This is a genomic window from Pseudarthrobacter sp. NPDC092202, from assembly GCF_044755505.1.
Taxonomy (GTDB): domain Bacteria; phylum Actinomycetota; class Actinomycetes; order Actinomycetales; family Micrococcaceae; genus Arthrobacter.
Genome location: NZ_JBIVRG010000002.1, coordinates 466,734 through 478,427, shown reverse-complemented (window position 1 = coordinate 478,427; position 11,694 = coordinate 466,734). Strand labels below are relative to the sequence as shown.

The window sequence follows — 11,694 nt, the reverse complement described above, 5'->3', positions numbered from 1 at the left end:
ACAGGCACAGAACAGGGGACTCTCATCAAAGAAGGACGTGGATCAGAGAGGGGGTGGCGGCTGTGCCGGCCATCCAAACTACTTCCGCCAAACAGTCCCGGCTCCGGGCCGGAGCGGCCCTGATGGCGCTCGCCGGACTGGCCTTCGTGGGGTACGCCGCAGTGTTCCTGGCTCTCAACTTCCAGGGCGCGTTCCTGGAACTGGGCATCGGTCCGGAACAGGTGGACAAAGGCAGGGCGGAGGTCCTGGCGTTCAGCCCTCAGCTGTATCACTACATCAGCCACCTGCACATTGCGCTCAGCGGCTTCATCGCTGCCACCGGGCTGGCTATCGCAGCGTTGTCCTGGTTCGGGGTGCGGCGGGGGGAACGGTGGGCCTTCGCCGCAACCGTCACCATCACGGCCGTCAGCCTCGCGGTGTCCCTCCCGGCGCACTACCCGTGGGGCCTGGCAACGCTGGGACACCTGGGCCCGGTTTACCTTGCGGTCCTCATATTCCTGGCGGGGGCCGCCACGGCCTACAGCGGAATGCGGGACATGACGGTTGAAGCGGTTGAAAGCCGCTGACAGATGGTCTTTGTGCCCTGCGCAGGGACGTCCCTGGCGTGCAACACTTTGCGGATGAGCAGCCCACGCAAGTTGGTTCCCCTGGAGGAGCATCACCGCCCGGGCAGCGCCCTGCACCCGGACAGCCCGTGGGTCAGGGCGGTCCGGCTGCTGGTGGGCGGGTTCGTGCTCGCCGCCCTCGTGCAGAAGACCTACGATGCAACCCTGCCGGGCAACGACGTCGACGTCTTCCAGCTGTACTCGGAATTCACCGTCCAGGCGAACCTCGGCCTTGGGCTCCTGCTGATGGCATCGTCGGCATGGCCGGCGGCCAGGCTTCCGCGCTGGTGGGACCACGTCTTCGGCGCGTTTGTCCTGTACCTGGTGATGACGGGACTCATCTACATTGTCCTCGTGGCGCCACCGGGTGAACCCTGGTGGAGCTGGGACCTGTACTGGCCGCAGATGGCCCACCACCGGCTGGCTCCGCTGTATGTCCTCCTCGATTGGCTCCTGGTCACGAGGACGGTGCGCGGTCCTTGGTGGCGGCCCCTGGCGTGGCTCGCCTACCCGGTGGCCTTCCTCATCTTTTCCTGGGTGCGGGGCTCTCTGGACGGCTGGTACGTCTACGACTTCCTCGATCCCACCTTCGATGGCGGGTGGCCTGCTGCCCTGGCATCCGTAGCGCGGGTCCTGGTTGCCTTCCTGGTGATCGCGGCCCTGGTTCATCTTGCCGGCAACGCGCGCGCCGCACTCGCCCTCGGACGCCTCCGGGGCGAAGGCCTGGCAACCTAACCCCGGGGCTCCTGCCGGTGAACCGGCGGTCCTTCAAGAATCCTCCGCGCATCGTCCTGGGCTTGGAGGGCAAGGTCGCTGACCACCTGGCCCCTCAGGTGGCCCGAGGCGGAAATGATGTGCCGGAGCTCAGACACGGTGCGCGGCGGGCCGGCACTGCAGTGTGCCAGGGAGTGGCAGTTGGGGCACAGCGGCACGAGGTCGGCAACGGGATCCAGCTGGTACCCGCTCCCAAGCAGCTCCGGCGGCACCACGTGGTGTACATCAATCGACCAGGAGCCGGCGCCGCCATAAAAGGCCTCGAAGGAAAACCCGCAGGCGGCGCAGGAGGTGCCATGGAACGCCAGGCACACCCGGCGTGCGTCAGGGTTCCGCTCATAGCGGTTCACGTCGAGCGTGCTGACAGTGTCCGGCGGGCAGGTCCCCGGAACAACGTGCGGATAGCCGGTCGCCGCGGGCCCGAGGTCCCGCCACAGACGGCGAAGGCCCGGCTCCGCAGGGCCAGGAACGGCAACGCCCGGGCGGTTCACCGCCTCACCCCAGGGAATCCCGGGGGCTGCTGCGCGGAGGGCATCCTGGCGGACCTGCTCACCGAGGGGAAGCAGCGCGTCGAACAGGATGCTGACGTGCCACTCCGCGGCGCTGTCGCCGGGCAGGCTCTGGTACGGCTCCGACATGACCACCCCGTGGCCGATCAGCCCGGTGCCGGCGTCGGTGCTTCCCTGGACGAACAGCCAGGCTTCACTTCCTGCGGTGGCGTTGAGTGGCTGGTCACCGCTCCAGCGGTGCAGAAACCTTCCGGACTGCGTCACCAGGTCGACGGCGGCACGGTAGTCCCAGTGTCCGGACCCGGTGGGGTTCCATCCAAGAATTACTGCAGCCACTACTCACCCAATCCGGCACACACGTGCGTTGGCCTTCACAGCCTGCAGAACGGAACCTAGATGGGTTCCTTGGCCAGCGCCTTGGTCCGGGCGGGGGTTTCGCGGCCGAGCCGCTGGTCGAGCGTGACGCGCAGCCTGGCGGCAGCCACCTGGACGCGATGCTCGGCAGGCGTGGCTTTCTTCGGGGCCGGCTTGGCGGCGGCGCTCCGTGGAGTATGGACGAACCGGTGTTCAGACGATGCCGCGCTCATGGTCCAACCTCCTTGGAATTGTCTTCACCCGTGGTTCCATTCTCGCCTAAGTTGCCACCGGCGTCCACGAACGCCGTCTCCTGGTCCGCCCCGGTGCCCTGCCCGTCGTCGTCCGCGTTCTCATCGCCCCACACGCTCTTCCAGGCGATGTCGAACAACTCAAGCTCTTCGTTGCGGGCCAGTTCGCTGCGCGCCAGGACTTCCAGGGTTGCCAGTCCCAGGGCCTTCGTCCCCTCGTCCTGGTCCAGTGCCCGGTCCAGTGCCCACTGCGTCCGGCGCCACCATTCCGCGCGGCTGTCCGCCTCGGTTTTTTGCAGCAGGGCATGGGCGTCCGCTTCCCGCTTCTGCTCCAGCGCAGTGGCATCGGCAGCAGTGCGCTGCTTGAGCGTTCGCCAATTGATGTAGAACGCCAGCAGGGCAGCGATGAGGACGGCCAGGGGACCCAGCCCGGCAAGGATGACCCACCAGTCAGCCGGTCCGGAATGGACGACGACGTCGAGCGGGCTTGGGGAGGGGGCAGCGGTCACTGGACCAGCATAGGCCGCGGTGTGGCTGCCAGCCGGGCGGACGCCCCCGCGCCGTGGCTATCAGGACGTGCCCATCAGGAAGCGCCCGTCAGGCGGTGATGACGACCTTCAGTGCGTTCGTCTCCGCGGCCCGGGCGAAGGTGTCGTACGCGTCCATGAACTGCTCAAAGCGGAAATGGTGCGTGGCGAACTTTTCCGCGGGCAGCTTCTTCTGCGCAACGAGTTTCAGGAGCATCGGCGTGGTGTTGGCGTTAACCAGTCCCATGCTGATGTTGATGTTCTGGATCCAGAGGTTCTCCAGGTGCAGTTCCACCGGTTTGCCGTGCACGCCAACGTTGGCAACCGTGCCACCGGGCCGGACGATTTCGGTGCATATGCCAAAGGTGGCCGGAATGCCTACGGCCTCAATGGCAACGTCCACGCCCTGCCCGTCCGTACGGGACAGCACCTGCTCCTTCCAGTCGGAATCACCGGACAGCACAACGTGGGTGGCCCCGAACGCGCGGGATTGCTCCAGGCGGTTCCGGTCAAGGTCTATGGCGATGATGGTGGCCGCCCCATAGAGCCCCGCCGTTGCAATCGCAGCCAGTCCCACCGGGCCGGCTCCCACTACCGCCACCACGTCCCCGGGCTTGACGCGGCCGTACTGGACGCCGATTTCGAAGCCGGTGGGGAGGATGTCCGAGAGCATGACGGCCTGTTCGTCGGTGACTCCCTCCGGGAGGAGGTGAAGGGAGTTTTCCGCATAGGGAACACGGACATATTCGGCCTGGGTGCCGTCGATGAGGTGGCCGAAGACCCAGCCGATTCCCGATGCGCCTTCGTCCCCCAGGCAATGGGAATAGAGCCCGGTCTTACAGTTGGCGCAGTGGCCGCAGGATTTGATGCAGGAAATGATGACCCTGTCGCCTGGTTTCAGGGTGGTCACGGAGGACCCCACTTCCGTGATGGTTCCCACGCCCTCGTGGCCCAGGATCCGTCCCTCCTGCACTGCCGGCACATCGCCCTTGAGGATGTGCAGGTCCGTTCCGCAGATGGTGGTGGTGTCCACCTTGACGATGGCGTCGCTGGGATTGACGATCGACGGATCCGGCACATCCGTCCAGGATTTCTTCCCGGGTCCGCCGTAGACAATGGCTTTCATGGCTGCTCCTTGCTGGTTGCCCGATCCGGTCGTTCCTGGATGCTGCGTCAACCTCAAGGATGGAGGAGGGGCCCAAGATCCATAAGGGTCCTAGGTCCCGGGGCCGGGATCGTGCCGTTCGCGGGTGTCAGCCTTCCTGCAGTTTTTCGGCGAGCATCACGAGTATTCCGCTGGGGCCGCGGAGGTATGTGAGCTTATAGGCGTCGCCGTAGGTCGCCACGCCGCGCAGTGGATGGCATCCGTGCTTCGCGGCCACTTCAAGGGCTGTGTCCAGGTTGTCGACAGAGAAGGCAATGCGGTGCATGCCAATGTCGTTGGGGCGGGTTGGGGCCGTTTCATTCGCTTCGGGGTGGATGTATTCAAAGAGCTCAAGTTGACCCTGGCCGTCTGGCGTCAGGAGCATCGCAATCTTGGCGTGGTTGCCATCCAGTCCTACGGCAGTTTCCGTCCACTCGCCGCTGACCGTGTCGCGGCCAACCACGGTGAGCCCGAGGTCGGTAAAGAAGGCGATTGCTGCTTCAAGGTCGCGGACGGCGATGCCGACATTCTCGAATTTGATGGCCATGCGTTGAAGCTACCAAGGCGGAACCATCAGCTCCAGTGGTTTTATTGTTCTCCCCTGATGCGGGCGGCCGTGCCGCGGCGGGAGATGAGGACCGGACCGTGGGCATGGTGCAGGACAGCGTGGGCCGTGGAACCTATTGTCTCCCGGAAGAACCCCTGGCCTTTGGTTCCCACAACCAGCATCCGTGCACCTTCCGAAGCCCTGAGGATGGCATGGGCCACCGAGGTATCGGTGAGCACCTTTCCCTCGGCAGGGACTGCGGGGGCCAGGGTCCGGGCACGGTCCAGGGCAGAACTGAGGACCTCCCCGGCGGCAGCATCGGCGTCGGGCATTTCCCGGTGCCCGTATCCCGGCGGCGTGTGGCGGACATGGACGAGGGTGAGGCCCGTTTCCCAGGCGGAGGCGAGTGCACAGGCGTCTTCCAGCGCGGTGGGGGACCCCAGTCCGTCCACCGCGACGACGACGGGCCCGCCAGGGTGAAGATCAGGCCGGATCACGGCTACCGGGCATGCCGCCGTGGCTGCCAGTTCCAGGCTCACGGATCCCACCAGCAGGCCCAGGAACCCGCCCAAACCCCGGCTGCCGACGACGATCATCTCCTCGCCGGAAGAAATTTCGGCGAGGTACGACGCCGGCAGTCCGTGCAGCAGGGTGCCTTCAACCTTCAGCCCGGGTGCCGCCGCTTGGGCACGGCTGATGCCCTCTTCCAGAATTTCCTGCGCTGCCCGCTCCAGCCCGCTGTCCGCAACTCCCGGAACCGGGCCCAGGTTCCTGGTCAGCAGCGGCCAGATGGAGCAGTGCACCACAAGTAGGGGGCGGCTGCGCAGGCGCGCCTGTTCCGCCGCCCACTGGATGGCCGCTGCAGCTTCAGCCGAACCGTCATAGCCGGCAACGATAGATCTCGAATCCTGCATAGCTCCTGCGCTCCTGGTCGGGGGACCTTCGGCCCTGTGGTGGTTTCTCCTGAGGCTCCATGATGATGGCGGGGGTTCCTGTGTAACCGCTGATCCAAGCAGAGCACCACACAGCAGCGGGAAGCAACACGTGCTGAGGATTGAGGAGCGCCCATGGCTGCGCGGCAGGAACACATCACGCCGGGCCGGGTCGCGGGCAAGGCCGCGCGCAGGGGAGCAGCCGGGTGGCGCAGATAAACACCGCAGTGCACAGGCTTGTGGGCCTGCTGCTGGTCCTGGCAGCGCTGCTGCCGGGCGGAGCAGCCGTTGCCTTCGCTGATCCGCCGGTTTCTGTATGGGTGGAGGACACCGCCGGCGTCCTGGACCGGAACAAGCTGGTCCCGGCTTTGGAGGGCATTGACTTCTATGCGCCCACGCGGGTTGCCATCTACACCTACAACGGCAGCCCCGGGGACAACCTTAATGAAGAGGTCCTGAGGTTTGCCCGGAGCGGGCATCCGGAGTGGATCAGCGCGGACGGGCAGAAGTGGGCCGACGGGCTCTTCATTTTCGCCCTTGATCCGGTGGGCCGCCACGTTGGAACGTACATGGGCGAGGACCGGAAGGTGTCCCTGGAGCAGCGGAACGACATCCAGGACGCGGCCAAAGAGCTCCTCCGTGACGCGCAGTGGACGGACGGAACCATCGCCGGGGTACGCCGTGCGGCCGGGCTCATCAACCAGCCGTGGTACCGGTCCGCCGCTTTCCTGGTCACGGCTTGGGTGACGGCAGGAACAGCGGCACTGGGTGCCGCCGCCTGGCTCATCGTGCGGGCCGTGACCAGGTCCTCCAGCCGGAAGGAGATTGAGCGCGGTGACCAAAGCTACGCCAACGTTAGCATGGACCTTGAGGTGACAGAGCTGAACGCGGGCACCATTCCGGAATCGTCGCGGTACGGAGGCCACGTCCTGGAGAAGCACCGCACGTTCCTGAACCGGTACAACACCGCCAGCCAGCTCTCAAACAGGGTGCATGCGTTGTCCAAACGGGAGCTGGGCCGCCGCAGGCACCTGAAGCTCGCCCGGGAGTACGCGGATGCGGCATCCGAGCTCGACGCGCTGGACGATGTCATCGCCGACACCAACGCCCTCCTCAACAAGGCCGGCACGTGGCCTACCGCGTGGGACCGTCAGCTCGCCCCCTTCCGCAAGGACCTAGCGGGCCTGGAGCAACTCCTCACCAAGCGCCACGGGCAGGGGGATTCGGCGACGGCGGCGGCGCTGCGGTCCTTCCGCGACCAGAGCCTGCGTGAAATCGAACGGTGGACGGCGGAGCTTGCCGAGGAGAAAATCAGTCCGGAAAAGGCGCTGGACCACCTCTACGATGCCCGGTCCAGGCTCGCCGTGCTCCTGGAAAACCATGCCCAGACAGTCATTGGGGGATTCGCGAAGAACGAACGCGAAGCGCAGCTGATGCGAAAGGAGATGGAGGCGGCCCAGGACGGACTCAACCACAAGCGCCGGCGCAGCTACGAGCCAAGCATCCTGGGCACCGTATACCCGTCCTACCACTTCTTCTCCGTGGCCACCTTCAATTCCGGGCTGAACACGGGAGTCAGCAGCGTCAGTTCCGCCCGGGGCGGAGGCGGCAGCACCACCGGTTATGGAAGCAGCGGCGGGAGCTTCTCCGGGTCCGGCAGCTCGTCCAGTTTCTAAATTCCGGCCCGGCTCCAGGAGCGGCGGGCCGGGCCGGTCAAACCGGAACTACAGCGCCCGGCTGAGACTCCGGCGCAGCAGGAATGACCCCAGCGCCAGCAGCGCCAGTGCCATGGCGGCCAGGACCCCGAGCTGCGGAAGGATGTCCACTAGGGTGCCGTCATGCCGCTGGATATCCGCAAAAGCGTCATACGCCCAGCGGTGCGGCGTCGCGCGGGACACTGCCTGCAGCGCCTCGGAGAAGAATTCCGGCGGCACCATGGAACCGCCCAACCCTGCCAGCACCAAACCCAGTCCCACCCCCACACCGGCCGCGGCGGCGTCGTTATCCATCAGCGCGCCAACCACCATTGCTGCCGCGGCCGAGACTGCGCAAAAGAATGCCAGAACCAAGCCCGCCAGCAGGGGATCCCCCCAATCGACGCCGAACAGCAGGGCCGTGCCAGCCATGATGTACCCGCCCTGGACCGCCGCGATGCCGAACCGGCCCAGCGCCTGGCCCGCGAGCGCCTGCCAGCTTGAAACGGGCGCCGCCATGACGCGGGCTATGACCCCCAGCCGCCGGGCCTTGATCAGGGTGGCGGCACCGGTGAGGGAACTCAGGAAGACGAACAGGAGGAGCTGTTGGGTGGCCCCAAGGTCGAACCGGCCCAGTCCCTGGAAGACCTGCGTGACGTCGTTGGTGTCCACCAGCTCCACCCGGGGCTGTTGCACCGATTCCTTCGCCTGCTTCAGCGCCGCAGCCGCCTCCGGTGCGCCCACTCCTGCTGATTCGAGCAGGGACTGTTGCCGCCGTTCCGTGCTGACGGCCTGGATGGAGGCGCGCACCTCCTGGAGCACAGCCTGCGCGGCTGACTGCGAAGCTGTCACCACTTCGATGTCCGCCGGCCGGCCGGCTGCGAAGGCCGCGGCGTCGTCGTCGCTGATGAAGATCCCGACGTCGGTCCTTCCGCGGCTCAGCTGGTCCCGTACTGATGCGGCTCCGGCTGGGGACACCTCAAGGCCGTCCTCTTCCAGCTGCCCGGACAGGGCCTCCGCGAGTTCCGTCCCCGGCGCGCCGGACAGTGCCACGCGTGCCTGGGCGCTGTTGGCGCCGAACTGCGAGCCCAGCAGCAGGATCAGCAGGAGGGGGAAAACAAAAACAAAGAAAATGTTGGACCTGTCCCGCAGGAAGAGCCGGACTTCCACCGCAGCGATTCCGATGATGCTCCTCATGCCCGGACACCCCTGTCCGGAAGCAGCCGGGACGCCACGGTGGCCGCGGCGGCGAAGCCCAGCATGATGGCGAGGGGGGTGGCGATGTCCGGCACTCCGCCTCCTCCCGCGGTGATGCCCAGGCCGCGTATGAAGGCCGCGATGGGGTTGAGGTCCATGAGCGTGGCCAGAAAGCCCGAGGCTTCGACGGGGAAGAACGCGCCGCCGGCGATTCCCAGGAGCATGGCAACGATGGACTGGGCAATATTGGCCTGTTCGGCGCTGCGGACAAGGCGGGCAACGATGAACGTCAGGCTCGTGGCGGCCGAGGCCACAGCCAGGACCAGGAGCGCCACCACCGCCGGTGAGCCGAACGAGACGCCGAACAGCACACTGCCCGCCGTGAGCAGGACGGTTGTTGCCGCTACGCCGAGGATGAATCCCACCAGGGCTTTGGCCGAGATGATTGTCCCGGCGGCCACCGGGGTTGACTGCAGCCTGGCGAGCGTGCCCTCCTCCCGCTCGGCCAGCAGCCCCAGGACCCCGAACCCGACCGTGAAGAGCAGGAAGAGGCCGGTCTGGCCCGCCACGAGCGTTCCCTTGAGTGAGAGCTGCTCGGCGGACGCCTGGCCTTCTGACAATGTCAGGGCAGGCGTGCCTGCTGCAGCCTGCTGTGCAAGCCCGCCGAGGACCCCGTGGGGGAGTCCGGCGACGTCCCCGGCCGTGGCTGTCACGGTGCCCGCCGAGAACTGCTGCAGGAGCCCGTCCACCACGGAGACCAGGACACCGGTTTCCAGGCCCGCCGCATCCCCTTCGATGATCTGGACCGAGAGCGCCCGTCCGGTGGACAGGGCCGTCGTGAAGTCCGCCGGCAGGATGATGCCCAGGTCGGCCCCCGTATCCTTTGTTTCCTGCCGGACATCGCCGGCCGCGGCCCGTTGGATGGTCACGTCCATGGTGGGCAGCGAGTCCACCGCTTCCAGAAGTGCGCTGCCAAGCGGCCCGCTGTCTTCCGAGTTTGCAATGACGACGGCGGGCTTCAGGGTGGCGCTACCGCTGTCGAAGCCGCCGAATGACAGATTCAGGACTCCCATGAGTGCCAAGGGAACAAGGAGGGAGAAGATCAGGACTGACTTGTCGCGGATACGCTGCCGGAGGTCGTTGGCGACCATTGTCCAGAGTCCGCGCACGTCAGTCCCGCAGTGCTTTGCCGGTCAGGTGCAGGAAGACGGATTCAAGGTCCGGCCGGACGATCTCCACGGACGTCAGCGCCATGCCGGCTCCGCCCGCCTCAGCGACAATGGGGGCGAGAAGGCCGGGGCCGTTGTGCACCGTCAGCGTCAGACCCGCCGCACCGCCGTCGACATGCTGCACCCCTGCAAGCCGCCGCAGTGCTGTGGCAGCGGCACCGGTGTTTCCGCTGCCGTGCAGGTCGATGCGGTCCACTCCGCCGGTCAGCTCCACCAGTTCGCTCCTGGTGCCCTCTGCCTGGATCCGTCCTTCGTCGATGATGGCGATCCGGTCGCACAGCCGTTCCGCTTCTTCCATGTAATGGGTGGTGTAGAGGACGGCCATCCCCTCCGTTGCAAGCCCTTCAACCGATTCCAGAATGGAGTTCCGGGACTGGGGGTCCACGCCCAGGGTTGGTTCATCCAGGATCAGCAGGGTTGGCCGGTGCAGCAGCCCGATGCCGATATTGAGCCGGCGTTTCATCCCGCCGGAGAACTTCTTGGTCTGCTCGCCCGCCCGGTCCGCAAGGCCGATGAGGTCCAGGACCTCCCCGGTGCGGCGCTTCAGCTCCTGGCCGTGAAGGCCCTGGAGCCGGCCGAAGAACCGGAGGTTTTCCTTCGCCGTCAGGTCCGGGTAGATGGCAAGTTCCTGCGGGACCAGGCCAATGTGCCCCTTGACCCGCGTACTCACCGGCGTCATCACCGAGCCTGCCAGCTCGATGGAACCCGAGGCTGCCGGAATCAGCCCGGCCACCATGGAAATGATGGTGGTCTTGCCCGCGCCGTTGGGGCCCAGCAGCCCGTACGTTTCACCGGCCCCGATGTGGAAGGAGACATCGTCGACGACGGTGTGGGCGCCATAGCGCTTGACCAGGCCTTTGACGCCCAGGACCTGGGCACGGTGCGTCTGGACGTCAGCCGTCACGGGCTCCACGGACTTCTACGCGGCACCGAACGACTTTTCCTTGTTTGGCATGAAAGGGCGGACCTGGTGCGGGCGCCTGGAAGCCCTGGCCTTCGCCGGGCCGGGCGCAGGAGCGAGGTCACGGATCAAGCCCGTGCCGGCGCACTCGCGGACATCCCTGATGGCGGCGGCAGCCTGGTCCTTGTCCCGGTACTGTCCGGACAACGCCAGCACGGTTCCATCCGGTGCAACAAGCCTGAACCTGATCCGCGAATCCTCATCGGCAAACAGCTCGAACGTTCCCGCCATAGATGTGCTCTCCTCGATGGTTGTGCAGCTGGCCTCCGTCCACCGTGCCAGAGGACGGGCCAATCCATTAGGGGCCAAGGTCCCGTTATGGCTGCCTGCCGGGGCCTACCGTGCCGGCGGGCCAGGGGGACGGCGGCGGGAGCTAGTTGTACCCATTCAGTCAGCCTGGGCAGACCCTGGTCCGCTGCCCGTTTTTACGTCGGCAGCTATGCGGTCCGCCCAGGCGTCGATGGCATCCCAATCACGGAAGTCACCTGCCGGCAATGCATCCTTGGCCGCCGGAGCGAGCCGGACCAGGCGCTCGCCGATGCCGATGGGAGGAGACTCCGGGTTCCACGACCCGAAAAACACTTCTTCACCCCTGGGCTGGAGCAGCGCCTGCAGTTCCGCGAATTCCTTGGGCCGCGCACTGTGCAGGACATCCCCGCCGTCTTGATCCACAGCGTCGTTTCCGAGCGGGCCGCTGCTGAAGAGCCAGACCTTCCGGGCCTGCAGCTCCCGCTGGTGCCGCTTGGCGAATGATGTGGCGTCCTTCAACCAATGCCCCATGTAGGCGGCGCCGCCAAGCACCACGGCGTCGTACAAGCCCACGTCGTCCACGTCTGCTACCGGGTGGGCCTCGGCCGGGATACCGTCCGCAGCAAGGCAGGAGGCGATGCGTTCGGCGATGCCGGCCGTCGCACCATGGCGGGTTGCATAGGCAACGAGGATTCTCACAGGACCTCCTGGGGCCCGGCAG

14 protein-coding genes are annotated in these 11,694 nt (G+C 66.5%); 3 read left to right on the top strand and 11 right to left on the bottom strand.

The window, feature by feature from the left end; all coding sequences use genetic code 11:
- Window positions 1–62: 62 nt before the first annotated feature.
- Both ACIQF4_RS05615 and ACIQF4_RS05610 read left to right on the top strand, forming a co-directional pair.
- Entirely contained in the window at window positions 63–566 is a 504-nt protein-coding gene (locus tag ACIQF4_RS05615) for a hypothetical protein (protein WP_400514433.1), read from the top strand.
- Window positions 567–620: 54 nt separating this feature from the next.
- A complete protein-coding gene (locus tag ACIQF4_RS05610; protein WP_400514432.1) occupies window positions 621–1,340 on the top strand; it encodes a Pr6Pr family membrane protein in 720 nt (239 codons plus the stop codon).
- Here the strand turns inward: ACIQF4_RS05610 and ACIQF4_RS05605 are convergent.
- From ACIQF4_RS05605 to ACIQF4_RS05580, 6 genes are all read right to left on the bottom strand, one after another.
- Window positions 1,337–2,224, bottom strand: coding sequence for a restriction endonuclease (locus ACIQF4_RS05605; protein WP_400514429.1), 888 nt, complete (start codon window positions 2,222–2,224; stop codon window positions 1,337–1,339). The genes ACIQF4_RS05610 and ACIQF4_RS05605 overlap by 4 nt on opposite strands.
- Window positions 2,225–2,280: 56 nt before the next feature.
- Window positions 2,281–2,475 (bottom strand): hypothetical protein, encoded by a 195-nt coding sequence (locus ACIQF4_RS05600; RefSeq protein ID WP_188729425.1) that lies wholly within the window; start codon window positions 2,473–2,475, stop codon window positions 2,281–2,283.
- On the bottom strand, window positions 2,472–3,002 hold the full coding sequence (locus ACIQF4_RS05595) for a hypothetical protein (protein WP_400514427.1): 531 nt from the start codon (window positions 3,000–3,002) through the stop codon (window positions 2,472–2,474). The genes ACIQF4_RS05600 and ACIQF4_RS05595 overlap by 4 nt, the downstream gene beginning before the upstream one ends.
- An 88-nt stretch (window positions 3,003–3,090) precedes the next feature.
- Window positions 3,091–4,146, bottom strand: coding sequence for a zinc-dependent alcohol dehydrogenase family protein (locus ACIQF4_RS05590; protein WP_400514424.1), 1,056 nt, complete (start codon window positions 4,144–4,146; stop codon window positions 3,091–3,093).
- 127 nt (window positions 4,147–4,273) lie between these two features.
- The gene (locus ACIQF4_RS05585) at window positions 4,274–4,711 is read right to left on the bottom strand and encodes a VOC family protein (RefSeq protein WP_400514422.1); all 438 of its coding nucleotides are present in this window, start codon (window positions 4,709–4,711) and stop codon (window positions 4,274–4,276) included.
- A gap of 41 nt (window positions 4,712–4,752) precedes the next feature.
- Complete coding sequence (locus ACIQF4_RS05580) at window positions 4,753–5,625, bottom strand: universal stress protein (RefSeq protein ID WP_400514419.1); 873 nt, start codon at window positions 5,623–5,625, stop codon at window positions 4,753–4,755.
- A 224-nt stretch (window positions 5,626–5,849) separates the two neighbouring features.
- On the opposite strand from ACIQF4_RS05580, the gene ACIQF4_RS05575 reads away from it, so the two are divergent.
- Window positions 5,850–7,319: a DUF5129 domain-containing protein gene (locus tag ACIQF4_RS05575; RefSeq protein WP_400514417.1), complete on the top strand. Its 1,470-nt coding sequence runs from the start codon at window positions 5,850–5,852 to the stop codon at window positions 7,317–7,319.
- 48 nt (window positions 7,320–7,367) lie between these two features.
- On the opposite strand, the gene ACIQF4_RS05570 is transcribed toward ACIQF4_RS05575, so the two are convergent.
- From ACIQF4_RS05570 to ACIQF4_RS05550, 5 genes are all read right to left on the bottom strand, one after another.
- A complete protein-coding gene (locus ACIQF4_RS05570) occupies window positions 7,368–8,534 on the bottom strand; it encodes an ABC transporter permease (RefSeq protein WP_350002448.1) in 1,167 nt (388 codons plus the stop codon).
- Complete coding sequence (locus ACIQF4_RS05565) at window positions 8,531–9,685, bottom strand: ABC transporter permease (RefSeq protein WP_350002447.1); 1,155 nt, start codon at window positions 9,683–9,685, stop codon at window positions 8,531–8,533. Before ACIQF4_RS05565 ends, ACIQF4_RS05570 begins: the two co-directional genes overlap by 4 nt.
- A gap of 19 nt (window positions 9,686–9,704) precedes the next feature.
- Window positions 9,705–10,667, bottom strand: coding sequence for an ABC transporter ATP-binding protein (locus ACIQF4_RS05560; RefSeq protein ID WP_400514414.1), 963 nt, complete (start codon window positions 10,665–10,667; stop codon window positions 9,705–9,707).
- Window positions 10,668–10,682: 15 nt separating this feature from the next.
- Window positions 10,683–10,955: a DUF1508 domain-containing protein gene (locus ACIQF4_RS05555; RefSeq protein WP_350002445.1), complete on the bottom strand. Its 273-nt coding sequence runs from the start codon at window positions 10,953–10,955 to the stop codon at window positions 10,683–10,685.
- Between the two features lie 156 nt (window positions 10,956–11,111).
- Window positions 11,112–11,672, bottom strand: a complete 561-nt coding sequence (locus tag ACIQF4_RS05550) for a flavodoxin domain-containing protein (protein ID WP_400514411.1) — start codon at window positions 11,670–11,672, stop codon at window positions 11,112–11,114.
- Window positions 11,673–11,694 lie beyond the last annotated feature (22 nt).